Source organism: Bradyrhizobium brasilense (assembly GCF_029714345.1).
In the GTDB taxonomy this organism is placed as follows: Bacteria; Pseudomonadota; Alphaproteobacteria; order Rhizobiales; family Xanthobacteraceae; genus Bradyrhizobium; species Bradyrhizobium australafricanum.
In genome coordinates this window covers 8,713,334-8,740,214 of the sequence record NZ_CP121669.1, presented here as the reverse complement: position 1 = coordinate 8,740,214, position 26,881 = coordinate 8,713,334, and the positions used below count along the sequence as shown (strand labels likewise).

Genomic DNA, 26,881 nt, shown 5'->3' with positions numbered 1-26,881 from the left:
TCCCGAGAAAGCACGATCATGCTGGACAAACTGAACCCGGCTACCGAGGACGCGCCTGAACTCCTGGCCGAGCAATGGATCGGCGCGCTGGATGCGGCGTTCGCGAGCCGCTCCGCCGAGGCACTCGCCGCGCTGTTTGCGCCCGAGAGCCACTGGCGCAATATCTTCGGCATCTCCTGGCGGTTTGCGACCTTCAGCGGACGACAGCGCGTCGTTGCCGAACTGCTGACGCGCGCTGAAGCGGTCGGCGCGAGCGGATTTCGTCTCGATGACCGTGCCTTGATACCGCGGCGGGCCGTGGTGGCCGGACGCGAGGTGATTGAGGCCGTCTTCACCTTCGACACGTCGAACGGCCCCGGCAGCGGCGCGGTGCGGCTGCTCCACGATGCTGACGGAAATTCCGCGGCGTGGACGTTCTCCACGATGCTCGACTTCAACCGCATCTGCGAGGCGCGCACCGATCGCGCCGCCGAGCAATCCCACGCGCGCGATTTCGCCGCACCCGACTGGCTGGAGCAGCGGCAGGCCTCGCGCGCCTATGCCGACCGCGAGCCCGACGTACTGATTGTCGGCGGCGGCCATGCCGGCATTGCGGCCGCGGTCGAGTGCAAGCGGATCGGGCTCGATGCCCTGATCGTCGATCGCGAGCGGCGTATCGGCGACAATTGGCGGCTGCGCTATCGCGGGCTCAAGCTGCACAACAAGACGCCGGTCAATCTGTTTCGCTACCTGCCGTTCCCGCCGAGCTTTCCGGACTACATCCCGAAGGACAAGATCGCGAACTGGCTGGAAAGCTATGTCGACATCATGGAGCTCGACTTCTGGACTGAGACCTCGTTCGAGGGCGCGCGCTATGACGATATGACGCAAAGCTGGACGGTGACGCTGCAGCGGAGCGATGGCTCGCGCACGCTGCATCCGAAGCACGTCGTGCTTGCGACCAGCGTCAGCGGCACGCCGAACATTCCCCGGATCGACGGCATCGAGAATTTCGAAGGGAAGGTGCTGCACTCCAGCGCGTTCGCGGCCGGGCGCGAATGGGCCGGGCGTTCGGTCGTCGTGTTCGGCACCGGCACCAGCGCGCATGACATCTGCCAGGAGCTGCACGCCGCGAGCGCCGACGTCACCATGGTGCAGCGCAGCCCGACCATGGTGGTCAATGTCGAGCCGGCGCAGCTCTACGACAAGACCTATCTCGGCGACGGCCCGCCGATCGAGGTGCGCGACATCCTCAATTCCGGCGTGCCGCTGCCGGTGATGAAGATCGCGCACAAGATCATCACCGACGAGGTGAAGCGGCTCGATGCGCCCTTGCTGTCGCGGCTGGAGCGCGCCGGCTTCCGGCTCGAGTTCGGCGAGAACGGCACCGGCTGGCCGCTGAAATTCCGCTCCCGCGGCGGCGGCTACTACTTCAATGTCGGCTGCTCCGAGCTGATCGCCGACGGCAAGATCCGCCTGATCCAGGCCGCCGACATCGCTGATATCACCGCCGCCGGCCTTGCGCTGAAGGACGGCACGTCGCTCGGCGCCGAACTGTTCGTGCTCGCCACCGGCTACAAGGGCCACGATCACCTGCTCGCCAAACTGTTCGGCGAGGACGTCGCCGAGCGCGTCGGCCGCGTCTGGGGTTTTGACGATGCGACCCAGGAGCTGCGCAACATGTGGACGCGCACGCCGCAGCCCGGCCTCTGGTTCGCCGGTGGCGCGTTCTCGCAGGCCCGCATCTACAGCCGCTTCATCGCGCTGCAGATCGCAGCGATCGAGGCCGGCACGCTTTCCAAGCAACTCACCTGAACTCCACGCACTCGCACTGAAGGACTCCCATGCCGCTTCCGCTCGATCCCGTCATTGAGAAGATCATCCCGCTGCTGCCGCTGCGCGATCCCGAAACCATGACGCCGCAGAGCTGTCGCGATTCGCTCCGGGCGCTGGCGGAGGCGCGCAAGGCGGTGCCGCCGCCGCCGGTCGACGTGGCACGCGATATCGAGGTCGCTGGCGCCGCCGGCAAGCTCGGCGCGCGGCTCTATCGCAACGGCCGCGGCACGGCGCCGACCGTGATCTTCTTCCACGGCGGCGGCTGGGTCGCCGGCGATCTCGAGACGCATGATCGCCAGGCCCGCAACCTTGTGATCGACACCGGCGCTGTCGTGATCTCGGTCGATTACCGCCGCCCGCCGGAAACCCGCTTTCCCGGCGCGTTCGAGGATGCGTTCGCCGCGATCCGCGACGTGGTCGCGCGCATCGACGAATTCGGCGGCGATCCTTCCCGCGTCGGCGTTGCCGGCGATTCCGCCGGCGGCAATCTCGCCGCTACCACCGCGCTCGCCTGCCGCGACGCCGGCATCAGGCTCGCCGGGCAATTGCTGGTCTATCCCGTCACCGATGTGGTCGGCAATTTTGCCGACGCGGCCGAGAACGCCAAATTTCCGTCGCGCGCCGAGAATGCGGACGGCTACTTCCTGACGCGGGCGACGATGCAGTGGTTCTGCGGGCACTATCTCGCCGACAAGGCTGAGGGCGCCGACTGGCGCGTCTCGCCGCTGCGCGCGAAGAGCCTCGCGGGCGTGGCACCGGCGGTCGTCACCACAGCCTGGTTCGACCCGCTGCGCGACGAGGGGCACGCTTATGCCGAGGCGTTGCAGGCGGCCGGCGTGCCTGTGACCTATCATTCCGGCGAGGGCCTGATTCACGGCTACTTTGGTCTCGGCGATGCGTCAGAGGCCGCACACGCCGAAGCGCAGCGCGCGCGGGCGGATTTTCGGGTGTTGCTGGAGCGGGGCGTCTAATCTCCGCGTCGTCCGGCCTTTGTTGGCGAACGGACTCTAACCTCCTCGTCGTCCCGGCGGAGGCCGGGACCCATAACCACCGCAGCCTGTTATTGCAGCGGGCTGCGGCCCCAGCGTCGCGCCACGCCATCCAGCCGGGGTAATGGGTCCCGGCCTTCGCCGGGACGACGATGTGGATGGATTTGCGTTTAACCCCCTCAATCATTCCCGATCGTGTCGCCGAACAGCTGCCAGGTCTCGCCGTTGAACTTCTGCAGCCGCATCGCTTCGACCGGGAAGTAGTCGGTCGGCGAGGTCTTCACCTTGATGCCGGGCAGGAACATCGGAAGCGCGACGTCGAGGCTCGCAGCCTGCTTCATGATGTTCTCATGCGTGAGGTCGTCGCCGCATTGCTTCAGCACCTGCACCGTCGCCTCCGCCACCACATAGCCGTAGACGATCAGCTGGTCCTGCAGATTGCCGTCCGGAAAATACTTCTTCATGAAGTCCTGCCAGGCGATCACGTCCGGGTCCGCTTTCCATTGCGGATCGTTCGGATCCTTCAGCGAGTAGGACGAGATGATGTCCCTGGAATATTCGAAGCCGGCCGGCTTCAGCACCGAGGATACCGAGGTCGAGGTCGCCGCGAGGAAGAACAAGTCCGGCTTCCAGCCGATCTCGCCGATCTTCTTGATCGCCTGCGCCGCCTGTTTGGGGATCGCGTGCATGAACAGCACGTTGGCGCCGGATGATTTCAGCTTCACGATCTGGCTGTCGACCGTCGGATCGGTCGATTCATAGGTCGTCTCCGCCACCACCATCTTCGCGGTGTTCTCCGGCCCGAGCCCCTTCTTGAAGCCGTTGCCGTAATCCTTGCCGGCGTCGTCGTTCTGGTAGAACAGCGCGATCTTGGCGTCCGGCTTGTTGGTCAGCACATACTTGGCGTAGACCGCGGTCTCGGCCTGGTAGGACGGCTGGAAGCCGATCGTCCACGGATAATGCGCGTAGTCGCCCCACAGCGTGGCGCCGGCGCCGACGAACAGCTGCGGCACTTTCTTGTCGTTGAGATATTTGCGCACGGCAAGGCCCGTCGGCGTGCCCAGCGGATTGAGGATCGCGGCGACCTCCTCCTGCTCCACCAGCTTGCGGGTCTGCTCCACCGTCTTCGGCGGCGAGTAGCCGTCGTCGAGCGTGATCAGGTTGATCTTGCGCCCGTTCACGCCGCCCTGGTCGTTGATCATTTTGAAGTAGGCGGCCTGCGTCTTCGCGATCACGCTGTAGGCCGACGCCGCGCCGGAGAATGGCGAGGTCTGTCCGAGCTTGATCTCGGTGTCGCTGGCGCCCGTGCCATATTTCTTCTCGGCGGCGTGCGTCTGTGTCGCGAGCGCAAGCGCGACGGCTGCCGTGACGGCCTTCCAGATCATCGTGAGCCTCCCTGTGGCTTTTTTGTTTTGTTCGCGAGGGAGAGCTTACGTGAGCGGCCGCACGTTGGGCTTGTGGTGAGACGCCGGGGCAGGGATGCGAAAATGCGGTGGGGTGGCCAAATCGGCCAATGTGCGGTGGCCTGCCGTGGAGCGGAATGCCGCTTCCTTAACCTCGCCCCGCTTGCGGGGAGAGGTCGGATCGCATGTAGCGTAGCGCAATGCGATCCGGGTGAGGGGGTACAGGTCTAACGGCGACCTAACGTGTGGAGAGAAGCCCCTCACCCTAACCCTCTCCCCGCAAGAGCGGGCGAGGGAATAACTTTTAGCGCACCCGCACGCTGCCGGTCGTGACCGGATCGGTCGGCAGCACGGTGGCGCCGGCTCTGCTGGCGGCGGCGGAGGTGATCATACCGGGCTCGGCCGCGGCCTGCACATTGCGGGGCGGGTTGAATTCGAGGATGACGAGGGCGGCCGTGGCGAGCACCGCCACGGCGGCGGTTGCAATCGCAGGCACCAGTCTTCCGCGCGGATCGGCTGCGCGAACTTGCATCGAGCAATTCCTTTATCGGGGTCGTTCTTTGGACGTGACATAGGAACGGCCAGGCTTCTTCCCAAGAGTGCGGCGCACATGCCTCACAATCAGTTGTGCTGGCCGTGATGTCCCTCACGGTCTTCGAGACGATGCGGCGTACCGCGTCGAATCGCATTCGTGTCGGACGGCTTGTTTGCACACTAATAGTTGGAAGAGATCGTGGCGTTTTGCATGCGCCTCATGCGCTCGTGATCGATCGCGTGAGGTTGTGATTAACGTCCGCCTTCGCCAAGGCTGCGGCGCGACAAGCCCACGCGAGAAGCCGCTTTTGCCTTTATTTATAGGCTTTCTTTGTGGGTCGGGGCGCGCGCGTTAAGCGTTTCTTCACGCGCTCTCGATCGATCAGGCAGAAGATTCGTGTGATGTGCGCGTGATGGAAGAGATGACACCGCTGTCATTGGCAGCAGCTGTCAGCGAACTGTCGCAACCGTGGTGGCGCCGTCATTGCGACGCTTTAGCAAAGGTGGAGGCCTTGGCGAAGCGACGAAGCAATCCATCTCTCCTTACGCAGAGCAATGGATGATTTTACTTTGTTCGTCATTGCGCAAAGAAGATTCCACTTCGCCATCGCGCCTCGATCGCGGTCTCATTTCAATTCTATTGCTTTGATACCAAGTCGATGAAATGCACTGACGCGTCGCTTGACGCGAGAGCCCGCGTGTCGCTTTCCGAAATTGGTCCAGCGTTCACGCATGAATGTGCGACGCATGCAACCAGAGCGACCATCTCGGTAGCCAGTTTGTTGGCCAAAACAAAAACGGCCGGGTCATCCGACCCGGCCGTTCAAAACTCTCTCCGCGAATTCCGCGTGTGCGGCTTCGCTCAGCTCGCCTTCTTCACCGGCGCGGGCTTGCCGACCTTCTTCTCGATCGCGCGCTTCAGTTCGAGGGCGCGGGGCGAGAGCACGTCGGCCTTGGCCTTGAGCAGGTAGGCGTCGAGGCCGCCATTGTGGTCGACGCTCTTCAGCGCATTGGTCGAGACGCGCAGGCGCACGTTGCGGCCGAGCGCTTCGGAGATGAAGGTGATGTTGGCCAGGTTCGGCAGGAAGCGCCGCTTGGTCTTGATGTTCGAGTGGCTCACCTTGTGGCCCGTCTGGGGGCCCTTGGCCGTCAGTTCGCAGCGCCGGGACATCTTACAAAATCCTTATTGCATCCCCGCCGCTCGAAGGGCGTGCAATCACACGGCCCGCGCGGGGGTTTTGAATTCGCGTCCATTTTCCAGGAACCGCGGGTGTATAGGGGGAGAATACCCGAGCGTCAAGATTATATCGCCGCATGCGGGGCACCGGAATTGCCGGTTCATAAGGTCTTCCAGCCACTTAACGGCGGATATGGCAACCATATAAAGGGCGTATTCGGCTGCAAGTCTAGGTTCCATACAAGATGCGCCTTGTTGTCCGGCCGAATTGAACGCCGAAATGGACAACGGATAGAGCGCCGATAGCAGGACCGTCAGGTAGGTTAAGTGACCACCGCCATTGCCATTTTGCCCCCGCTCGGCCGGCTGCTTGGCCTGTGCGCGGGCGCATTGCTGCTGTTCTGCGCCGAGCGCGCCAGCGCGCAGGGGCGGCTCGACGCCCAGTATGAGGCGACCCTGGCCGGTATCCCGGTCGGCAAGGGCAGCTGGACCATCGAAATCGGCGACGATACCTTCTCGGCCTCGGCCCAGGGCGGCACCGCGGGCCTCTTGAAGGCGTTTTCCGGCGGCTCCGGCGCGGGCGCCTCGCAGGGCCGCGTCGTCAACGGGGCGCTGGCGGCCTCCTCCTACACCGCGACCACCACCACCTCGAAGAAGTCGGAGACGATCCGGATGGTGCTCGCCAATGGCGGTATCAAGGAATCCGCGATCGAGCCGGAGCCGCCGGTGGATCCCGACCGTCTGCCGGTGACGGATGCGCAGAAGAAGAACGTGTTCGATCCGATGACCGGCTCGTTCTTGCGCGCGCCCGGCAATGCCGAACTGATGAGCCCGGATATTTGCCGCAGCGGCGCCGGCATCTTCGACGGCCGCATGCGCTACGACCTCAAGCTCGATTTCAAGCGGGTCGAGATCGTCAAGGCCGAGCGCGGCTATCACGGCCCGGCGCTGGTCTGTGCGCTCTATTTCGTGCCGATCTCGGGCTACATCCCGGATCGCCCGGTGATCAAATATCTCGCCGCCCAGCGCAACATCGAGATCGCCTTCGTGCCGATCGCCGGCACCCGCTTTCTGGTGCCGTTCCGCATGACGATCCCGACCCCGCTCGGCCAGGCCATGCTGGAAGCCACCTCGTTCGTCACCACAGCCGCGCCGCCGCGCGTGGCGAAGACGCAGTAACAGACAACGCAACCTCGTCATTGCCGGGCTTGACCCGGCAATCCATCCGTTTCGAGAGGTCTTTCTTGGTTGATGGATGCCCGGGTCAAGCCCGGGCATGACGAGTAGGGCGGTTCTTCACCTTCTCCCCTTGTGGGAGAAGGAGGGATGAGGGGTTCGCTCCGCGGAGACAGACCCCTCACCCGGCGCCTGCGGCGCCAACCTCTCCCACAAGGGGAGAGGTTACTTCGGAGGCGCTATGCGGCGCGCGGAATGCAACGAACGCCACCGGAATCCAGTTGACTCTTGTCCGCTTCTGATTCGACTCGGACGCCCCTGGAACTTAAGGAATTCAGTCCGCATATCCTGTGCTTGTGGAGCCCTCTCAAACTTGATCTAGTGCCGCCGCCGTCAGCCTACCCGAGATGTTGCGGTGAACGTTTCAGGTCCCAAATCGAGTCAGCGATTCGGCCGCGATTCGTTCTAGACTCGTTCCAGAGCTTAAGGTAGGCGCGGAAAGCGTCGCATTGTGAGACAGATTTTGTGAAAGGACGCGTGAAGGAGTGAAGACCAGAGCGTCAATCCCTCACCGTCACCCTGAGGAGGCCGCGCAGCGGCCGTCTCGAAGGGCGACGGCCCTGCTGTCTCATCAAGATCGCCGCAAACGGGTCGATCTCGGCCGTGCATCCTTCGAGACGCGCTGACGCGCTCCTCGCAGGTACAACGGCGAATTCGCCGTTGTACCTGGGATGACGGATCAGAGAGCGCCCCAACAAATTCAAGAAACACCTGCAAAATATGGCTTTCTCAACTTCGTTCGGAAATGACCGCGTGCCCGGTGCAGGCGTCACCGCGGTGCTCGGGCCGACCAACACCGGCAAGACGCATCTGGCCATCGAGCGCATGCTGGCGCATTCGTCCGGCTTGATCGGGCTGCCGCTGCGGCTCTTGGCGCGCGAGGTCTACAACAAGATCGCGGACCGCGCCGGCGTCGACAACGTCGCGCTGGTCACGGGCGAGGAGAAGATCAAGCCGAAGGCGCCGCGCTTCTGGGTCTCGACCGTCGAGGCGATGCCGCGCGATCTCGATGTATCGTTTCTCGCGGTCGACGAGATCCAGATCGCGGCCGATCTCGAGCGCGGGCATGTGTTCACCGATCGCATCCTCAACCGCCGCGGCCGCGACGAGACGCTGCTGCTGGGTGCGGCGACGATGCGGCCGATGATCGAGCGGCTGTTGCCGGGTGCCTCGATCATCACGCGGCCGCGCCTGTCGCAACTCGAATTCGCCGGCGACCGCAAGATCACGCGGCAGCCGCGCAGAACGGCAATCGTCGCGTTCTCCGCCGACGAAGTCTACGCGATCGCCGAATTGATCCGCCGCCAGCATGGCGGCGCGGCCGTGGTGCTGGGCTCGCTCTCGCCACGCACGCGCAATGCGCAGGTCGCGATGTTCCAGAACGGCGACGTCGATTACCTCGTCGCCACCGATGCGGTCGGCATGGGGCTTAATCTCGACGTCGATCATGTCGCCTTCGCTTCCGACCGCAAGTATGACGGCTACCAGTTCCGCCGCCTGACGCCGGCCGAATTCGCGCAGATAGCCGGCCGCGCCGGCCGCGCGACGCGCAACGGCACCTTCGGCACCACCGGCCGCTGCGCGCCGTTCGAGCCGGAGCTCGTCAACGCGCTGCAGAACCACACCTTCGATGCCGTCAAGGTGCTGCAATGGCGCAACGCGAAGTTGGACTTCGCCTCGCTCGGCGCGTTGCAGGTGTCGCTGGCGCTATCGCCCAATCATGAGGCACTGACGCGGGCCCCGGTGGCCGAGGACCTGCGCGTGCTCGAGCATGTCGCGCGCGACGCCGAGGTGCGCAATCTCGCGCATGGGGCGGCCGCGGTGGAGCGTCTGTGGGAGGCCTGCCAGGTTCCAGACTACCGGAAGCTGTCGCCGGCCGCCCATGCCGAACTCGTGACCACGCTGTATGGCTTCCTGATGCAAAAGGGGCGTATCCCTGACGCATGGTTTGCCGCCCAGGTCGACCAGGCCAACCGGACCGACGGCGATATCGACACGCTATCGGGCCGGATCGCGCAGATCAGGACCTGGACCTTTGTTGCCAACCGGCCGGACTGGCTCTACGACCCGGACCACTGGCAGGGGATCACGCGCGAGCTCGAAAATAAATTATCCGATGCGCTGCATGAACGGCTCACGGAGCGTTTCGTTGACAGGCGGACCAGTGTATTGATGCGCCGCCTGCGGGAGAACTCAGTTTTGAATACGGAAATTGGCAAGACCGGTGAAGTGATCGTGGAAGGCCACGTGATCGGCCGGCTCGATGGTTTCACCTTCGCACCTGATGCGGCCGAGGCCGGCAGCGACGCCAAGGCGCTGCAAGCCGCCGCCCAGCAGGTGCTGGCGCGCGAGATCGATGCGCGCGCCGAGAAGCTGGGCGCAGCCCCCGACGAGCAGTTCGTGCTGACCTCCGACGGCACCATCCGCTGGACCGGCGATGCGGTTGCCAAGCTGGTGGCCGCCGAGGACGCGCTGCATCCGCGGCTGCGCATCATCTCCGACGAGCGGCTGACCGGCGCCTCGCGGGAAGCGGTGCAGACCCGGCTCGATCTCTGGCTCAAGACGCATATCGAAAAGCTGCTCGGGCCGCTGTTCGAACTGTCCAAGGCCGAGGATCTGCAGGGCATCGCCCGCGGCATCGCCTTCCAGCTGGTCGAGGCGCTCGGCGTGCTCGAACGCGCGAAGATCGCGGCCGAGATGAAGGATCTCGACCAGCCCTCGCGCGCGGCCCTGCGCAAATACGGCGTGCGGTTCGGCGCCTACCACATCTATTTCCCGCAGCTCTTGAAGCCCGCGGCGCGCTCGCTGGCCTCGCTGCTGTGGGCCGAGAAGCAGAGCAATGCCGATATGGCGGCATTGTCGAATGTGCAGCACCTCGCCTCCAGCGGCCGCACGTCGTTCCCGGTCGACAAGGCGTTGCCGCGCGATGCCTATCGCGTGCTCGGCTATCGCCAGTGCGGCGAGCGCGCGGTGCGCGTCGACATCCTGGAGCGGCTCGCCGACCTGATCCGCCCCGCTTTGGCCTGGCGCGAGACCTCGCCGGGCGAGAAGCCTGCGGGTGCGTTCGACGGCCGCGGCTTTGTCGTGACGCAGGCGATGACCTCGCTGACCGGCTCCGCGGGCGAGGATTTTGCCTCGATCCTGCGCGCGCTCGGCTACCGCATGGACCGCCGTCCGCCGCTGCCGCCGAAGCCCGTCGAGGTCGCGCCGGCCGAGACCACGGAGGCCGTCGCCGAGACCACGGAGGCCGTAGCCGAGGCCACGGAGGCCGTAGCCGAGACCACCGAGACGGTCGCCGCCGAGACGCTGCCGGTCGAGGCGACCTCTGACGCCGCCGTGGATGCGCCGGTCGGTGCCACCGCCGAGGTTGTGGCCGAAGCGCCGGAGGCTGCCACGGATCAGCCGGTGTCCGGCGATCCCGCACCGTCGGCCGCGCTGCTGCCCGATGTGGGCTTTGCCGAGGTGGTGTCCAGCGAGGCGACGCCGGTCGTCGTCGAGACCAAGCCCGAACCCGTGGCAGAAGTTGCCGCGGAGCCCGCCGCTGTCGCCGAAGAGCCCGCTGCTGAGGCGCCCGCTTCGGAAGCGGTATCCGAGCCCGCGCCTGCCGTGGAAGCCACTGCAGAGACACCCTCCGAGACCGCCACCGAGGCCCCCGCGGAGACCGCGAGTGCTGAGGCAGCACCGGCTGAAGCCGCTGTCGCCGCCGCGGAGACGCCGGCCGAGCCGCAACTGGTCGAAGTCTGGCGTCCCGGTGGCCGCTCCGACGAGCGCCGTCCGCATCATCGCGGCCACGATCGCAACCGCGGCCGTCACCAGGGCAAGCCCGCCGAGGGCGCGCAGGCCGCTGAAGGCGGCGGCGAGGGCGACAGCAAGCGCGAACAGCATCGCCGTCCGCGCCGTCATCAGGATTTCCGCGCGCCGCGTCCAGGCGCGCCCGCGGATCCGGCTGCGGCGCCCGCCGAGGGCGCGCAGGCCCGCGACAACAGGGACGACAAGGGCCAGCGTCGCGAGCGCTTCGAAGGCAAGGGTCGCGATCGCGACAATGAGCGTCGCCGCGACAACAAGTTCGGCGGCGACCGCAAGGGCGAGCGCGGCGATCGTGATCGCGGCGGCCGCGATTTCGGCAAGGGCGGCCGCGACAAGCGCGAGGGCGGCCCGTCGCATCGGCCCTACGCCTCGAGCGCGCCGCGCGAGCGCGACCGGCCGATCGATCCGAATTCGCCATTCGCCAAGCTCGCTGCCCTGAAAGAGCAGCTCGCCGGCCGGAAGGAATAGTCCAACCCTTGGTTTAACGCTTGGTCTAGTTTGGATCGACAGCGCCTCGACAAATGGCTGTGGCATGCGCGCCTGGTGAAGGCCCGCACCAGTGCCGCTGAACTCGTCGTATCGGGGCATGTCCGGATCAACGGCGCGCGCGAGAAATCGCCGGGCCATGCGGTGAAGGCGGGCGACGTCGTCACCGTCGCGCTCGACAACAGCGTCCGCGTGCTCAAGGTGATCGGCTTTGCCGAGCGGCGCGGCGATGCCAGCTCGGCGCGGGTGCTGTACGAGGATTTGCAGGCCGGCAATTTGCAGGCCGGTAGGGAGTAGTTATCTAGCGCTTGCTATCTCAATTTGGGTGGCAGGAGCGTGAGAATACTGGCGTTTTTCGAGGGCCGCTTCCCTTGCGGCCCCGGTATTCCTGCGCTACGCAACCCCAGAAAAATCGATCGTTCCGGAGTTTTGGATGACCTACGTCGTCACTGAAGCCTGCATCAAGTGCAAATATACCGACTGCGTCGAGGTCTGCCCCGTCGATTGCTTCTACGAGGGCGAGAACATGCTGGTCATCCATCCCGACGAATGCATCGATTGCGGCGTGTGCGAGCCGGAATGCCCGGCGGACGCCATCAAGCCGGACACCGAGCCGGGCTTGGAAAAGTGGCTCGAGGTCAACCGCGACTACGCCAAGAGCTGGCCGAACATCACCCAGAAGAAGGACTCGCCGGAAGACGCCAAGGAGTGGGAAGGCAAGGAAGGCAAGTTCGAGAAATATTTTTCTCCGAATCCCGGCAGCGGCGACTGATTCGCCAGAGAATACTGTGGTAAGGTCGGGCTCTGCTCCGCCGCGGCCCTCCGTTCGGCCGCCGATTTAACCCTAATGACGGACATATGACCTGAACGGCCCCTGTTATGCCCGGAATCGGGCGTAAACCATTGATTTTTGCGGAAAATGTGCTATATCTGACACATTACAGGCCAAGAACCCCCTGCCATGCGTACCTTGTGGCTTCGAGGTTCCCGCAAACTCGAACAGGGGCGTGGCAGTTTCCGCGCGCAGGCTGTGTCACAGAAAACGCGTAAAAAGAGTGCTTCAAAGACGACGAAAAAAGCCGCTGTCGTTGCTCGCAGCGCAACCAAGGGCCGTGCCAAGGCGTCCGTGAAGGGGGCCAAGAAGGCGGCGGCTGCAAAGTCCTCAAAGAACAAAAGAAGCGTGATGCCAGAAAAGACTGCCAAGACTGCCGCGAAAGCGGCAGCTGCGAAGCCCGTTGCTGCCAAGGTCGCCCCCAAGCCTGCCGCGACCAAGACGGCTGCTGCGCCGAAGCCGGCCGCCCCGAAGGCTGCCGTCCCCGCCGCTGCTCCGAAGGCTGCCGCCAAGCCGGCCGCCGCGCCGCGCGTCGAGGAGCCGAAGAAGGTCGTGACGCAGCGTCAGGGCTTCAAGGCCAATGAATTCGTGGTCTATCCCGCTCACGGCGTCGGCCAGATCCTGGCGATCGAGGAGCAGGAGATCGCGGGCGCCAAGCTCGAGCTGTTCGTGATCAATTTCATGAAGGACAAGATGACGCTGCGCGTCCCGACGGCGAAGGTCGCCAATGTCGGCATGCGCAAGCTGTCGGAGCCGGCGCTGGTCAAGAAGGCGCTGGAGACGCTGAAGGGCCGCGCCCGCGTCAAGCGCACCATGTGGTCGCGCCGCGCCCAGGAATACGAAGCGAAGATCAACTCGGGCGACATCGTCGCGATCGCCGAGGTGGTCCGCGACCTCTATCGTTCGGAATCGCAGCCCGAGCAGTCCTATAGCGAACGCCAGCTCTATGAAGCGGCGCTCGACCGCCTGTCGCGCGAGATCGCGGTCGTGCAGCACTCGACCGAGACCGAGGCGATCAAGGAGATCGAAGGCCAGCTCGCCAAGAGCCCGCGCCGCGGCGCCAAGGCAGAAGCCGAGGGTGAAGGCGAGGGTGATGCCGACGGCGAGGATGCCGATACCGATGGCGACGATACCGCCGTCGAGGACGAAGCCGCCTGAAAGGGTTCGACGGATTGAAAACAAAAGCCCGGTCGCAAGACCGGGCTTTTTGCTTTGGCGCCGAGCGGGCAGCTTCTGCTGGCGACGCTGCCATTGCTGCCGCGCCGTGTGCTCAATACGAGCGCTGCTTGATGCCCCAGCGGTGGTTCTCGGACGTCACGATCCACAGATTGCGGTGACGGCTGGCAATCGATCCGTCGGCGCGGTCGCGGCTGTATTCGACCAGCAGGTGCACCTTGCGCGGACTGACCAGCACCGCCTCCTTGCGCTGATAGGTGCTCCTTGCCCATCCCGTGGTGCGCGCCAGATCCTCGAAGAACGACGCTGGCAGCTGACCCGGGCCGTCCCAGATTACGAGCTGCTCGCCGGAGAGGATGACGTGCGGGAAGTGCAGCAGCGCATCCATGCCGGCGAGATCGCGGGCGTTGAAGTGGTCGGTGAATTCGTCGATGCAGCGGATCGCCGCCGCGATCGTGGCCGCGTCGTCGGCGTCATCCGTGCTGGGCTGGAAGAGGTTGTCGGCACTGCTCATGCCGCTGCTATACATCCGCGGCGAAGCGAACGGCAACGGCGTCGCGGATCCGTAGCCCGGATGAAGCGCAGCGAAATCCGGGGGCACTTTGACCGCGGATGGTTCGATCCCGGATTGCGCTTCGCTCCATCCGGGCTACGCAGCTCGATCCGGGCTACGCTAGCCTGTGCTACTTCACCCGTTGCTTCTCCAGCTTGCGCGCCAATGTCCGGCGATGCATGCCGAGTCGGCGGGCGGCTTCGGAGATGTTGAAGTCGGTCTCCATCAGGGTCTGGTGGATGCGCTCCCATTCCAGCGTCTTGATCGAGGTCGGCCGCGCGCCGACCTCAATGGCGGCGTTGCCGGCGGCCTTCTGGAACGCGGCCTCGATGTCATCGGTGTTCGACGGCTTGGCCAGATAGTGGCAAGCGCCGAGCTTGATCGCCTCGACCGCGGTCGCGATGCTGGCAAAGCCGGTCAGCACGACGATCAGCATCTCAGGGTCATGCGCGTGCAACGCCTCGACGCAGGCAAGGCCCGATGCACCGCCGGCGAGCTTCAGGTCGACGACCGCATAGCCGGGCGATTGCTGCTCGAGCAGCTGGCGGACCTCGTCGAGCGAGGCCGACACCGCCACATCATAGCCGCGGCGCTCAAACGAGCGCTTCAGCGTGCGGGCGAAACCCGCATCGTCCTCGACGATCAGGAGCTGGCGTTCATCCGTCAAGATGGTCTCCGATCGCGAGCGTCGAGAGCGGCAGCTCGAGCCTGACCGCGGCGCCGATGTCCGGCCGGTTGCGCGCCGTCACCACGCCGCCCAGCTTGCGCACCACGTTGACCACCAGGAACAGGCCGAGGCCGCTGCCGGGGCTGCCCTTGGTCGATTGATACGGCTTGCCGATATGCGCCAGCATCTCGCGCGAGAAGCCCGGGCCGCGATCGGTCACCGACAGCACCAGCGTGTCGGCATTGCGCTCGGCGGTCAGCTCGATCCAGTCGCGCGACACCTCGGCGGCGTTGTCGAGCACGTTGAAGATCGCCTGCTTGAGCGCGATGTCGGACACGATCGCGAGATCAGCGCCGAAGGCGTTGCGGAAATACAGCGTGGCCGAGGGCCGCGTCGTCCGCCATTCCTCCACCAATGCCGTCAGGAACGCCGCGACCGTGGTCGGCGAGGAGCCTTCGCCGCGGGCCTCGCCCGCCGAGAGCAGGATGCCCGTCACGATCGACTTGCAGCGCTGCACCGAGATCTCCATCTCGCCGAGGTCCTGCGACATTTCAGGGTCGGAGGCGAGCGCGGGCATCCGGCGCCAGTCGCCGAGGATGACCGAGAGCGAGGCGAGCGGCGTGCCGAGCTCATGCGCGGCGCCGGAGGCCAGGAGGCCGATCCGGACGATGTGATCCTGCTCGGCGGCGTGCTGGCGCAGCGCCGCGAGGCGCAGGTCGCGATCGCGCAGATTGCGGTTGATCCGGGTCATGAACACCACGAGCAGCACGGCGTCGAGCACGAGGCCAATGAAGGTGCCGGCGATATAGAGGTTGAAGGCATCGGCGAAGCCTTGCTGCGGCAGCTCCAGCGGCCGGTAATAGCTGGTCAGCCAGGCGAAGTTCATGCAGACCAGCGCCACCAGCGACCAGGTCGAGGGCGCATCGAGCAGCACCGCGCCAAGCGTCACCTGCAGCAGATAGAGCGAGGTGAACGGGTTGGTGGCGCCGCCGCTGAGATAGAGCAGGGCAGTCAGCGCCGCGACGTCGAGCGCTAGCGCGACCAGCAGCTCGCGGTTGTTGATGTCGGCGCGGTAGCGCAGCCACAGCAGGCTGACGACATTGAGCGCCACCAGCCCGGAGATTACGGCCGCCAAGGGCAGCAGCGGCAGCGCGACGCCCATCCAGAACTGCACGAAGCTGATGGTGGCGATCTGGCCGATCACGGCGATCCAGCGTAGCTGGACCAGGAGGGCCATGTTCTTGCGATTGGTCGCGATGTCGGCGGGCGCGGCGAGATCGAACGGCATGCCAGCAGCCGCGCCCGCGGCGGACGGCATCACCGCCGCGCCGGTCGCGGCCTTGTCGTCATGCAGATCCGATGTGCGCTCGAGCATCTGGGCCTGTGTCGCGAGACAGATTGCGGGCTGCGCCGATCAAGCGGCGCACGGCGGCGCGCCGTGAACCCCACCTTGGATCGGAGGCGCCGGCGCGGCTCCTGCCGCTGATGACGCGCAGGAGCGCGCCCGCCAGCATAAGGGCCAGTGCGAACCATGTCAGCGCGTAAATCAGGTGGTTGTTCGGAAACCGCACGATCGTGAGCCCGCCGATCGGGGCGCCGCCCGGATTTGGCGTCGCATCGGCGTCGATGAAGAAGGGGGCTACATGCGACAGTCCGTGCGCGGCGGCGATGGCGGCGACGTCGCGGGAATACCAGCGGCCGGTCGAAGCATCGTTGCTGCGCAGGAAGCCGCCCTTCGGCTCCGACATCCGCAGCAGTCCGGTGACGCTGACGGCGCCCTGCGGCTCGCCATCGCGCCGTGTCGCGGGATCGCGTTTATCAGCGGGAACAAAGCCGCGGTTGACCAGCACGGTGGTTCCGTCGGCGGCTTGCAGCGGGGTCAGTACCCAGAAGCCGGGACCTTCGGCCGTGACGGCCTGCACCAGCGTTTCGTCGGCGTTGAGGAACGTGCCGCGTAGGGTGACGCGGCGGTATTCATCGCTCGCGGCCGTGACCGCCGGCCATGACGATGGGGGCGGTGGCGCGACCGGCGCGGCATGCATGCGCTGCTCGACCCGCTCGATCAGCGCCAGCTTCCAGGTCCGGCGTTCGATCTGCCAGATACCGAGCGCGCTCAGCAGCACCACGCCCAGCATGCCGAGCGTGAGCAGCAACAGCGAGGGTCTGGCAGACCGCATCGTCACGGCATCTGGCTCATGTCGTGCAGCGGCATCATGTTGATGTTGAGATGATGCATGACCCACAGCGAGCCGGTCAGCGCGATCACCACCATGACCACGGTGAAGATCATCGCCATCATGGTCCAGCCGTTCTCGGACCGCGTGTTCATGTGCAGGAAGTACACCATGTGCACGACGATCTGCACCGCGGCGAGCACCAGCACGATCAGCGCGGTGACCTGCTTGTCGGCGATGGCGCCGGTCATCACCAGCCAGAACGGCACCGCGGTGAGGACGACGGAGAGACCGAAGCCGATCAGATAGCTCTGCAGCGAGCCGTGAGCCGCGCCGCCGTGATCGCCATGTCCGTGGCTGGCATTGGCTTCGAGCGTATGAGCTTTGGCGTGAGCTTTTGTTGTCATCGCAGCATTCCCAGGAGATAGACGAAGGTGAAGACGCCGATCCAGACCACGTCGAGGAAGTGCCAGAACATCGAGAGGCACATCAGCCGGCGCCGGTTGGCTTCGGTGAGGCCGAAGCGGGCGGTCTGCACCATCAGCGTCACCAGCCAGATCAGGCCGAAGGTGACGTGCAGGCCGTGGGTGCCGACCAGGGTGAAGAATGACGACAGGAAGGCGCTGCGCTGGGGCGTCGCGCCCTCGTGGATCATATGCGCGAACTCGGTGAGCTCGATGCCGAGGAAGGCGAGGCCGAACAGCCCGGTGATGGCGAGCCAGGCTTGCGTCGCGCCGATCCTCGATTTCTCCATCGTCAGCATGGCGAAGCCATAGGTGATCGAGGAGAGCAGCAGCATCGTGGTGTTGAGCGCGACCAGCTTGAGGTCGAACAAGTCCTTCGGCGATGGACCGGCGGCATAATTGCCGCCGAGCACGCCATAGGTCGCGAACAGCATCGCGAAGATGAGGCAATCGCTCATCAGGTAGATCCAGAAGCCCAGCATGGTGCTGGCGCCTTCCGGATGATCGTGCTCGTCCACAACGTGAAAGATCGGCTCGGAGTCCTGGGTGGAGACGGTTGTTGCTACGCTCATGTCTGGGCTCCCGCGGCGAGCACGCGTGTTCGCGCGTCTTCAGTCCGCACCACCTCATCCGTCTGGATGTGGAAGTCGCGGTGATAGTTGAAGGTGTGGCCGATCGCGACCGCGAGCAGCGCAATGAAGCTGACGGCGGCGAGCCACCAGATGTACCAGATCAGGCCGAACCCCATTACCGTCGCGAGGCCGGCGAGGATGATGCCGGTGCCGGTGTTGGACGGCATGTGGATCGGCTTGAAGCCGGTCAGCGGGCGCCTGTAGCCGCGGCGCTTCATGTCCCACCAGGCGTCGTTGTCGTAGACCACGGGCGTGAAGGCGAAGTTGTAGTCCGGCGGCGGCGACGAGGTCGCCCATTCCAGCGTCCGCGCGTTCCAGGGATCGCCGGTGGTGTCCTTCAGTTGCTCGCGGCGCAGAATGCTGACCGCGAACTGCACCAGCATCGCGACGATGCCGAGCAGGATCAGGAACGCGCCGAAGCCCGCGATGATGAACCAGATCTGCAAAGAGGGATCGTCGAACACGCGGAGCCTTCGGGTCACGCCCATCAGGCCGAGCACGTAGAGCGGCATGAAGGCGAAGTAGAAGCCCGAGACCCAGAACCAGAACGACAGCTTGCCCCAGAACGGATCGAGCCTGAAGCCGAACGCCTTCGGGAACCAGTAGTTGATGCCGGCGAACAGGCCGAACAGCACGCCGCCGATGATCACGTTGTGGAAATGCGCGATCAGGAACAGGCTGTTATGCAGCACGAAATCGGCCGGCGGCACCGCCAGCAGCACGCCGGTCATGCCGCCGATCACGAAGGTCAGCATGAATGCCACCGTCCACATCATCGGCAGCTCGAAGCGGATGCGGCCGCGATACATCGTGAACAGCCAGTTGAACATCTTCGCGCCCGTCGGGATCGAGATGATCATGGTGGTGATGCCGAAGAACGAGTTCACGCTGGCGCCGGAGCCCATCGTGAAGAAGTGGTGCAGCCAGACCAGGTAAGACAGGATGGTGATGACGACGGTGGCGTAGACCATCGAGGTGTAGCCGAACAGCCGCTTGCCGGAGAATGTCGCGGTCACCTCGGAGAAGATGCCGAACGCCGGCAGCACCAGGATATAGACCTCGGGGTGGCCCCAGATCCAGATCAGGTTCACGTACATCATCGGGTTGCCGCCGAAGTCGTTCGTGAAGAAGTTGGTGCCGACGTAACGGTCGAGCGACAGCAGCGCCAGCACCGCCGTCAGTACCGGGAAGGAGGCGACGATCAGGACGTTGGTGCAGAGCGAGGTCCAGGTGAACACCGGCATCTTCATCATCGTCATGCCCGGCGCGCGCAGCTTGACGATGGTGCAGATCAGGTTGATGCCCGATAGCGTCGTGCCGACGCCGGCGACCTGTAGTCCCCATATGTAATAGTCGACGCCGACATCGGGACTGTAGCCGATGTTCGACAGCGGCGGGTAGGCGAGCCAGCCGGTGCGGGCGAATTCGCCGACGAACAGCGACATCATCACCAGCACGGCGCCGCCGACCGTCATCCAGAAGCTGAAATTGTTGAGGAACGGGAAGGAGACGTCGCGGGCGCCGATCTGCAGCGGCACCACATAGTTCATTAGGCCGGTGACCAGCGGCATCGCCACGAAGAAGATCATGATCACGCCGTGCGCGGTGAAGATCTGGTCGTAGTGATGGGCCGGCAGATAACCGTCGGAGCCGCCAAAGGCGATCGCCTGCTGCAGCCGCATCATCAGCGCGTCCGCGAAGCCGCGCAGCAGCATCACGATGCCGAGGATCATGTACATGATGCCGATGCGCTTGTGGTCCACGGTGGTGAACCACTCGCGCCACAGATAGGTCCAGAGCCGGAAGTAGGTGACGATCGCAAACAGCGCGAGGCCGCCGGTCGCCACCACCGCAAACGTGCCGACCAGGATCGGCTCATGGATCGGCAGCGCCTCCAGATTGAGGCGGCCGAAGATCATCTTGACGAGATCGGGATTCATGCGGTCCTCCTCAGGACTCTGATTTCGGACGCTGACCGAGCAGCAAGGATGTCGACGAGGGATGCGCGGGCGAGAACGGCGGGCGCTTCAGCCCGAAGCCGCGCAGCGGCGTCAGGTCGAGCGGCGCGGTGATCTCGTGCGACGGCGCGTCCTTGATCTCGTCCATCGAGCAGATGCCGGCGACGAAGGTCGGCTCAGAGCTGAGCGGCGCGCCGCGTCGGGCGTATTTGTCGTAGGTCAGCGGCAGCGTGTTGTTGAAGCCTTCGCGGCCCAGGCCGCCCTTGGCGTCGATCGCCATCATCTCGCTCATGCACATCTTGCCGGGCTCGACGCACATGTTGAGGACCGCCTTGTAGAGATCGCGGTCGACCGAGCGGTAGAGCCGGACCGGATCGTTCTGGCTCGGACGCTCGAGCTGCAGATAGTCGGTGCGGCCGAGCATATTGGCGCTGGTCTTGGCGGTGGCGATCCACTTGTCGAAATCGGCGCCAGACAGGCTCTTAAAGTCGAAGTGCATGCCGGAGAAGCCGGCGCCGCTGTAGTTGGCGGAGAAGCCGCGATAGGTGCCTTCCTTGTTGGCGACCGCGTGCAGCTTGGTCTCCATGCCGGGCATGGCGTAGATCTGGCCGGCAAGCGCGGGGATATAGAACGAGTTCATCACGGAGGACGCCGTGATGCGGAAGCGGATCGGGCGGTCGACCGGAGCTGCGAGCTCGTTGACGGCAGCGACGCCGTAGTCCGGGTAGATGAACAGCCACTTCCAGTCGAGCGCGACCACCTCGACATTGAGCGGGGCGTCCTTGCTCTCGATCGGCTTGTCGGCGGCGATGCGGCCGAGCGAGCGGTAGGGATCGAGCAGATGGGTGCCCATCCAGGTCAGCGCGCCGAGGCAAATGATGATCAGCAGCGGCGCCGACCAGATCACGAGCTCGAGCTGGGTGGAGTGATCCCACTCCGGCTCATAGGGGGCCGCGGTGTTGGACTGGCGGTAGCGCCAGGCGAAGAACACGGTCAGCGCCATCACCGGAAGCACGATGATGAGCATCAGCACGGTCGAGATGACGACGAGGTCGCGCTGCTGGACGGCGATGTCGCCGGCAGGCGCCAGGACGACGAAATCGCACCCGCCAAGGAGCGCCGCGAACGGCAATAAGGCCAATAATTTCAAGGCGCGCACGGCTCACCCCACTTGAATTTTATGAGTTCCGCCAAGGGGTAGCTGCGATGCAGCAAAGTTCACATTGGACAATTTGTCCAATGTTGCACTGCGGGATGGAGGGTCAGAAGGTGAGGTGGACCGCGTGGCAATCTGCCCGTGGCCTCACTTCTTGTTTGAGCACGGTCTATTCGGAAAACCGGTTGGATCATGCTGAAAAGGACGGTTCTCCGGCGATGGCACAAGCCCCAGCAATGGCTCACGGCACCCCGACCGCATCAGGTCACGGGCAGGCGAAACCCGGCGAAATCGCCATCGGCGTCATCATCGGACGCACGTCGGAATTCTTCGACTTCTTCGTCTATGCGATCGCCTCGGTCATCGTGTTCCCGAAGCTGGTGTTTCCGTTCGTCAATGAACTGACCGGCACGCTCTATTCTTTCGGCATTTTTGCGCTGGCGTTCGCCGCGCGGCCGCTCGGCACCGTGATCTTCATGGCGGTCGACCGCCGCCACGGCAAGGGCGCCAAGCTCGTCATCGCGCTGTTCCTGCTCGGCACCGCCACGGTGGCGCTCGCGTTCCTGCCCGGCTACGACACGATCGGCGTCGCGGCGATCTGGCTGTTGGCCGCCGCGCGCGTGCTGCAGGGCATCGCCTGGGGCGGCGCCTGGGACGGCCTTGCCTCGCTGCTGGCGATGAATTCGCCGGCAAACCGCCGCGGCTGGTACGCGATGGTGCCGCAGCTCGGCGCGCCGCTCGGGCTGATCGTGGCGAGCGCGCTGTTCGCCTTCTTCGCCGGCAACCTCTCGGCGGATGATTTCTTCGACTGGGGCTGGCGCTATCCGTTCTTCGTCGCCTTCGCGATCAACGTGGTGGCGCTGTTCGCGCGGCTGCGCATGGTGGCGACGGATGAATATTCCGAGCTGTTCGAAAGCCGCGATCTGGAGCCGGCGCGGGTCGGCGAGACCATCGCGCAGGAGGGCCGCAACATCCTGCTCGGCGCCTTCGCGCCGCTGGCGAGCTTTGCGCTGTTCCACATGGTCACGGTGTTTCCGCTGTCCTGGGTGTTCCTGTTCACCAAGGAAAGCCCGGTGCGCTTCCTGATCATCGAGATGATCGGCGCCATGGTCGGCGTCGTCGCGATCATCGCCTCCGGCATGATCGCCGACCGCGTCGGCCGCAAGCCGCTGCTGCTCGGGTCTGCGGTCGCGATCGCGGTCTATAGCGGCTTTGCCCCGCAGCTGCTCGATGCCGGCGCGTTCGGCGAAACGGTGTACATGGTGCTCGGCTTCGTACTGCTCGGCCTGTCGTTCGGCCAGTCGTCGGGCGCGATCGCCTCGAGCTTCGCGCGCAACTATCGCTACACGGCCTCGGCACTGACCTCGGATTTAGCCTGGCTGTTCGGTGCCGGCTTTGCGCCGCTCGCGGCGCTGCTGCTGGCGACGCATTTCGGCCTGATCTCGGCCGGCGCCTACCTGTTGTCGGGCGCGGTGTGGACGCTGCTGGCGCTGTGGCTGAGCGGATTGCGCGAAGCCGAGGGTTGATCCTGTAGCCCGGATGTAGCGAAGCGAAATCCGGGGCGACTCTACCGCGGATAGTTCTGCCCCGGATTGCGCTGCGCTACATCCGGGCTACGAATCCTGGGCTAGCGAAACAGCCCGTCGACGCGGAACGAATACCCCACGCCTACGATGTAGTTCGGCGAATTGCGGTTGAGCCCGAACGCCACATGGAAGTCGACCTGCTGGGTCGGCGTGATCTGGTACAGGCCGCCGGAGTTGATGAGCTGGGTCGGCCGCGTGCCGTCGGGATAGTCGCCGACATATTCGGTGAACACGCTGATCCGCTCGGTCAGCTTCTTCTCGATCACGAAGGTCGCTTCCGACATGTGCCGGCCGGTCAGCTCGGCAGGGCGGAAGAATTCCGTGAACATGCCGCTGACGCCCCAGCCGTCATGCAGCGCCCATGACCATGGCAGTTGGAGATAGGGCTGCGCGCCGCGCCCGGCGATCTCGGCAGCGCCCGTCGGCAGCGCGACGCCGGCCGTGATCGAGAGGTCGAGCTTCCCCGGCAGCGGACTGATCTGCCATTTGATCCCCGGCGCGACGTCGGAAAAGCCCGAGACGCCGGGCGACTTCACAGAGCCGACATAGCTCGGCAGGTCGACCAGCACTTCGAGGCAAGGCGCAATCCCGAGCCGCCAGCGGCTGTTGCTGCCGTCGATACTGCGACCACTGCTGCGGCCGGTCAGGTTGATGCCGTTCTCGTTCTGCAAGCTCCCGACCGGCACGACGATACTCGAATTGGTGACGTCGGGCCGGTCGGTCGCGATTTCGTCGCCCGGCTTGGGACAGCCGTCCGCGCGCGCGGCGGTGGCTGCTGCGAGTGTGAGCGCAGCAAGCACGCACCCGAGTTCGGCAAGTCGAGCGACGGCGCCGAACCGATTCTGAAACACTGGGGATGCTCCAATAGCCCGGCGCCGCTGCGGAGGTGGCAGCTTTCGATAGAGATCGGCGGCGCGCGGGGAAATTCCCGGTTGGCTCAAAAATCTTCGTCAGTCGTCGGCGGTGCGAGCGCGCGACATTTCAGGGAATAGAATCGCGGCATGGCTGCTCCCGTTGTGGTGGCAAACAGGAGAGCCCCGGGAATGACCATTCGTTCGATCGCAGGCGTGCTGGCGCCGCGGCAAGCCAAAATTGCCGCGATGGCGGCCATCGCGATTCTGCTCGCCCTGAACAGCGCCCGTGCCGCGGGAGATGCGGCGCGCGGCGCCACGCTGTACCAGGGCTGCGGCGATTGCCACTCGATCGAGAAGAACGACGTCGGCCCGATGCACAAGGGTGTCGTCGGCCGCCTCGCCGGCTCCGTCGCAGGCTACGACTACTCGCCGGCGCTGAAGAACTCGAAGATCGTGTGGACCGAGGAGAATCTCGACAAATGGCTCACCGGTCCGGACACGATGGTTCCGGGAACCAAGATGTTCTACGAGGTTCAGGATCCGAAGGATCGCGCCGACATCATTGCCTTCCTCAAGGAGAAGGCGAAGTAGTATTCCTAGTAGCCCGGATGGAGCGCAGCGTAATCCGGGACTTTCCTTCCACGGATACACGTCCCGGATTGCGCTTCGCTTCATCCGGGCTACGGGTCACGTTTTCTTTCTGTCTCAATCCACCACGATCTTGACGCGGTCGCGCGGCTTCACCTGGGCATGGGCGTCGAGGCCGTTGAGCACGCGGAAGCGCTCGGACGGGTGGTCGACGCCGGACATGCGGTGCGACAGCGATTCCACGGTGTCGCCGGGCTGCACGTTGATAACCTTGATGCGCAGCGGGCGCGCGGCCTGGATTTCGTCGAGCGTCAGGCGGCGGAACGAATTGACGGTCTCGCGCGCGTTACGCTCGCTCTCGGTGGACTTCTGCTTGGCGGCGAAGATGAAGCGGTAGACGTCGCTGCCGAAGCGCAACGCATAGACCTTGAACTGCCACTGGTCGCCATGGGCGGTGGCCGAGGCCGCTGGAAAGCCGTTGATGTTGAGGTCCTCGGTCGAGGACTTCTCGACGCCTTCCATCCAGCCCGAATTCAGGTAATCGCCGAGCGACTGTTCGGCCGGCACCCGCACCACGTCGAAGCGCATCGCCTGGCTGCCGCCCTCGCGCACGCCGATCACCGCCTGCGCGGTGTTGTCGAGCGTGAAATTATCGGGTGCGGTGAAGGTGAAGCCGAGCTTGGGATGCAGGAAGCGGCGGCCGCGCACGAAGCCTTCGCTGGGATCCTCGCCATAGACGATGTTGTCGATCGCGGCGAGATAGGTCTCGCGGTCGCGCTCGTTGCTCTCGGGCGATGAGTATTGCCGTGCGGTGGTCTGCGCGTTGTTGATGCGCTCGGGCGTCGCCGGATGCGACGAGGTGAAGTCCTGCGCGCGCGGATCGAGCGCGGTCTTGCCGATCTTGAGCGCGGCATTGCGCTCCATCGCGGTCAGGAAGCGCGCCGCGCCGTAGGGATCGAAATGCGCGCGAGCGGCGATCCCGACGCCGATGCCGTCGGCCTCGAACTCCTGCTGGCGCGAGAAGCTCGCCATCGTCAGTTTGGTCTTGGCGAGCGCCAGCGCGGTGAGATCGGGATCGGTGCTCATGTCGGTGACGACGCGCGTCACCACCGCCGCCTGGCGGGCCTGGTCCTCGCGCATCGCCGCGTGCTTGGCCAGCACATGCGCCATCTCGTGGCTCAGCACCGAGGAGAGCTCGGAGGTGTCGCTGGCGAGCGCAATCAGGCCGCGCGTGACGTAGAGCTGGCCGGTCGGCAGCGCGAAGGCGTTGACCGCGCCGGAATTGAGGATCGTGACCTTGTAGGCCTGGTCGGGCCGTTCGGAGGCGGCGACCAGCCGCTCGACGGTCTTGCTGATCAGGGCCTCGAGCTTCGGGTCGTCATAGGCGCCGCCATAGGACGACAGGATGCGCTCATGCTCGCGTTCGCTCGTGGGCGTCTGCGACACCACGCGGTTCGGCTTTACCGGCGCCGCCGCTGCCGTGGGCGCGGCCTGCTCGAACCGGCCGACATTGCCGCAGGCCGACAGCGTCAGGGCGGCGCAGACGAGCGCCGGCGCAGCCAAAAGGCGGCGGCCAGTCCCCTCTTCACGCCGTCCTGCGCGCTCAATCACGTCAAAAACTCACAAATTGTCCCGTAAAAAGACCGGGGCAGGGCCCCTGGGTTTCTTGAGTCCCCTGGGCCTCTAGTTCCCGCCGAGCACTTCAAGCTGCCCCACCCGGAGCAGTTCGATTCGCGGCCCACGTCGTGCTTCCACCCAGCCTCGTACACGAATCTTACGATTTTCCAGAGACTTGGGCGCAAGCCCGGCCGCCTCGAACGCAGGGACTATGCGCCTTGAAATAGTCGCAGCAAAGTCCTGAGTCCAGTTTCGACCGAAATTCAGGTAGGTCGTCGCGCCCGCCTGACGCACGGACAAAACCCTGCCCTCGACCACTGTAAAACGCCCGATCCCGGTCAAAATATCGGCGGAACTTTCGGCGTTTTTTATGACGGTGGCCTCGGCCCAGGTTCCCGATCGGGCGGCCCTGGCCTCGGCCTCGGCCGCCATCAGCGCCGCCGCACAGTCCTTGTCGGCGACCTCGGATGACGCCACAGCGAGGCCCTGGCGCAGCAGCTCGCTTTGCACGGGCTTCTCACTGCCTTCGAGGAATGCGTAGGCCGGCTGCCGGCCATAGCGGTCCGGCGTGTCGTCCTGTCCGCGCAGCGTCACCTCGCGGCCGACCAGCAGCGCCGTCAGTGCAGCGATGGTCTTCGCCTTGTCGGCCACCTCGATACCGGCGAGCTTGACCTCACGGCCGTCGTCGAGCCGCAGGCTGCGCGCATCGACGATGGCGGCGACGCGACCCTCGCCCTGAGTCTCGAAATTGCAGCCAGCCGCTTCGGCGCGTCCGATGCACGCGCCGATCGCGAGGACGCATGCTGTCATCACCCCCCGGGGACGGCGACGCCATGCTCTATCGCGTGGAGGTGTCATGCGGCACTCGTCACTTCGGCGCGCTCCGCTCGGATCGTGGTCGCCAACAAGGACAGTCTGACGGAAAGATCGCTTCAGAGCCACCGCAAGCGAAGCGAAATCGCATCGAGGGATGCCATCGTTGATTCGGTGGTCAATTTTTCTGCGGCGCTTCTCATCGCGTGCACAGGCGAAGTTGGTGTTTCACATCAATGCGTGCTTGTCGCGAGACGAACTCGTCTTCGGCGGCCCTTGCCGTGACGAAAATTGCCGTCCGATCGTGCGCCGGGCGGCTCTCACACGCGTCAACCTTACCCATTCATGATCTCAACTCCGTGCG

At 65.1% G+C, this 26,881-nt stretch carries 23 protein-coding genes; 9 read left to right on the top strand and 14 right to left on the bottom strand.

Features of this window, described 5'->3' with window-relative positions:
* Positions 1 to 18: 18 nt before the first annotated feature.
* Positions 19 to 1,794 (top strand): NAD(P)-binding domain-containing protein, encoded by a 1,776-nt coding sequence (locus tag QA635_RS40475; protein ID WP_283065653.1) that lies wholly within the window; start codon positions 19 to 21, stop codon positions 1,792 to 1,794.
* Positions 1,795 to 1,823: 29 nt separating this feature from the next.
* The gene (locus QA635_RS40470) at positions 1,824 to 2,786 is read left to right on the top strand and encodes an alpha/beta hydrolase (RefSeq protein WP_283065651.1); all 963 of its coding nucleotides are present in this window, start codon (positions 1,824 to 1,826) and stop codon (positions 2,784 to 2,786) included.
* 197 nt (positions 2,787 to 2,983) lie between these two features.
* Here the strand turns inward: QA635_RS40470 and QA635_RS40465 are convergent, their stop codons facing one another.
* From QA635_RS40465 to rpmB, 3 genes are all read right to left on the bottom strand, one after another.
* Positions 2,984 to 4,189 (bottom strand): ABC transporter substrate-binding protein, encoded by a 1,206-nt coding sequence (locus QA635_RS40465; RefSeq protein ID WP_283065649.1) that lies wholly within the window; start codon positions 4,187 to 4,189, stop codon positions 2,984 to 2,986.
* A 322-nt stretch (positions 4,190 to 4,511) separates the two neighbouring features.
* Complete coding sequence (locus tag QA635_RS40460) at positions 4,512 to 4,739, bottom strand: hypothetical protein (protein ID WP_028336196.1); 228 nt, start codon at positions 4,737 to 4,739, stop codon at positions 4,512 to 4,514.
* Between the two features lie 864 nt (positions 4,740 to 5,603).
* Positions 5,604 to 5,912 carry a 50S ribosomal protein L28 gene (gene rpmB / locus QA635_RS40455; protein ID WP_016843498.1) on the bottom strand — a complete coding sequence of 103 codons (309 nt, stop codon included), beginning with the start codon at positions 5,910 to 5,912 and terminating at the stop codon, positions 5,604 to 5,606.
* Between the two features lie 354 nt (positions 5,913 to 6,266).
* Between rpmB and QA635_RS40450 the strand changes: the two genes are divergently transcribed.
* From QA635_RS40450 to QA635_RS40430, 5 genes are all read left to right on the top strand, one after another.
* Positions 6,267 to 7,097: a DUF3108 domain-containing protein gene (locus QA635_RS40450; protein ID WP_283072100.1), complete on the top strand. Its 831-nt coding sequence runs from the start codon at positions 6,267 to 6,269 to the stop codon at positions 7,095 to 7,097.
* Positions 7,098 to 7,874: 777 nt separating this feature from the next.
* On the top strand, positions 7,875 to 11,429 hold the full coding sequence (locus QA635_RS40445; protein WP_283065645.1) for a helicase-related protein: 3,555 nt from the start codon (positions 7,875 to 7,877) through the stop codon (positions 11,427 to 11,429).
* A gap of 30 nt (positions 11,430 to 11,459) precedes the next feature.
* Positions 11,460 to 11,744 (top strand): RNA-binding S4 domain-containing protein, encoded by a 285-nt coding sequence (locus QA635_RS40440; protein ID WP_283065643.1) that lies wholly within the window; start codon positions 11,460 to 11,462, stop codon positions 11,742 to 11,744.
* Between the two features lie 136 nt (positions 11,745 to 11,880).
* Positions 11,881 to 12,219, top strand: a complete 339-nt coding sequence (gene fdxA / locus QA635_RS40435) for a ferredoxin FdxA (protein WP_016844914.1) — start codon at positions 11,881 to 11,883, stop codon at positions 12,217 to 12,219.
* A 411-nt stretch (positions 12,220 to 12,630) separates the two neighbouring features.
* Positions 12,631 to 13,437 carry a CarD family transcriptional regulator gene (locus QA635_RS40430; protein ID WP_283065639.1) on the top strand — a complete coding sequence of 269 codons (807 nt, stop codon included), beginning with the start codon at positions 12,631 to 12,633 and terminating at the stop codon, positions 13,435 to 13,437.
* A gap of 112 nt (positions 13,438 to 13,549) precedes the next feature.
* On the opposite strand, the gene QA635_RS40425 is transcribed toward QA635_RS40430, so the two are convergent.
* The 8 genes from QA635_RS40425 to cyoA form a co-directional block, all read right to left on the bottom strand.
* A complete protein-coding gene (locus QA635_RS40425) occupies positions 13,550 to 13,969 on the bottom strand; it encodes a hypothetical protein (protein ID WP_283065637.1) in 420 nt (139 codons plus the stop codon).
* A gap of 169 nt (positions 13,970 to 14,138) precedes the next feature.
* Positions 14,139 to 14,675 carry a response regulator transcription factor gene (locus QA635_RS40420; RefSeq protein ID WP_028336203.1) on the bottom strand — a complete coding sequence of 179 codons (537 nt, stop codon included), beginning with the start codon at positions 14,673 to 14,675 and terminating at the stop codon, positions 14,139 to 14,141.
* Positions 14,665 to 16,050 (bottom strand): ATP-binding protein, encoded by a 1,386-nt coding sequence (locus tag QA635_RS40415; RefSeq protein ID WP_283065635.1) that lies wholly within the window; start codon positions 16,048 to 16,050, stop codon positions 14,665 to 14,667. The genes QA635_RS40420 and QA635_RS40415 overlap by 11 nt, the downstream gene beginning before the upstream one ends.
* Positions 16,022 to 16,828, bottom strand: coding sequence for an SURF1 family protein (locus tag QA635_RS40410; protein WP_425249110.1), 807 nt, complete (start codon positions 16,826 to 16,828; stop codon positions 16,022 to 16,024). Before QA635_RS40410 ends, QA635_RS40415 begins: the two co-directional genes overlap by 29 nt.
* 26 nt (positions 16,829 to 16,854) lie before the next feature.
* A complete protein-coding gene (cyoD, locus tag QA635_RS40405) occupies positions 16,855 to 17,256 on the bottom strand; it encodes a cytochrome o ubiquinol oxidase subunit IV (RefSeq protein ID WP_076824778.1) in 402 nt (133 codons plus the stop codon).
* The gene (gene cyoC / locus QA635_RS40400; RefSeq protein ID WP_283065631.1) at positions 17,253 to 17,885 is read right to left on the bottom strand and encodes a cytochrome o ubiquinol oxidase subunit III; all 633 of its coding nucleotides are present in this window, start codon (positions 17,883 to 17,885) and stop codon (positions 17,253 to 17,255) included. Before cyoC ends, cyoD begins: the two co-directional genes overlap by 4 nt.
* The gene (cyoB, locus tag QA635_RS40395) at positions 17,882 to 19,885 is read right to left on the bottom strand and encodes a cytochrome o ubiquinol oxidase subunit I (RefSeq protein WP_283065630.1); all 2,004 of its coding nucleotides are present in this window, start codon (positions 19,883 to 19,885) and stop codon (positions 17,882 to 17,884) included. Before cyoB ends, cyoC begins: the two co-directional genes overlap by 4 nt.
* A gap of 10 nt (positions 19,886 to 19,895) precedes the next feature.
* Positions 19,896 to 21,062 carry a ubiquinol oxidase subunit II gene (gene cyoA, locus QA635_RS40390; protein ID WP_283065629.1) on the bottom strand — a complete coding sequence of 389 codons (1,167 nt, stop codon included), beginning with the start codon at positions 21,060 to 21,062 and terminating at the stop codon, positions 19,896 to 19,898.
* Positions 21,063 to 21,295: 233 nt separating this feature from the next.
* On the opposite strand from cyoA, the gene QA635_RS40385 reads away from it, so the two are divergent.
* Positions 21,296 to 22,585 (top strand): MFS transporter, encoded by a 1,290-nt coding sequence (locus QA635_RS40385; protein ID WP_283065627.1) that lies wholly within the window; start codon positions 21,296 to 21,298, stop codon positions 22,583 to 22,585.
* A 101-nt stretch (positions 22,586 to 22,686) separates the two neighbouring features.
* On the opposite strand, the gene QA635_RS40380 is transcribed toward QA635_RS40385, so the two are convergent.
* On the bottom strand, positions 22,687 to 23,496 hold the full coding sequence (locus QA635_RS40380) for a transporter (protein ID WP_283065626.1): 810 nt from the start codon (positions 23,494 to 23,496) through the stop codon (positions 22,687 to 22,689).
* Positions 23,497 to 23,688: 192 nt separating this feature from the next.
* Between QA635_RS40380 and QA635_RS40375 the strand changes: the two genes are divergently transcribed.
* Positions 23,689 to 24,090, top strand: a complete 402-nt coding sequence (locus QA635_RS40375; protein WP_283065624.1) for a c-type cytochrome — start codon at positions 23,689 to 23,691, stop codon at positions 24,088 to 24,090.
* 114 nt (positions 24,091 to 24,204) lie between these two features.
* Here QA635_RS40375 and QA635_RS40370 read toward each other — a convergent pair whose 3' ends face one another.
* Both QA635_RS40370 and QA635_RS40365 read right to left on the bottom strand, forming a co-directional pair.
* Complete coding sequence (locus QA635_RS40370) at positions 24,205 to 25,698, bottom strand: M48 family metalloprotease (RefSeq protein ID WP_283065622.1); 1,494 nt, start codon at positions 25,696 to 25,698, stop codon at positions 24,205 to 24,207.
* A gap of 72 nt (positions 25,699 to 25,770) precedes the next feature.
* Positions 25,771 to 26,514 carry a thermonuclease family protein gene (locus QA635_RS40365; protein ID WP_225163201.1) on the bottom strand — a complete coding sequence of 248 codons (744 nt, stop codon included), beginning with the start codon at positions 26,512 to 26,514 and terminating at the stop codon, positions 25,771 to 25,773.
* Between the last annotated feature and the right edge of the window lie 367 nt (positions 26,515 to 26,881).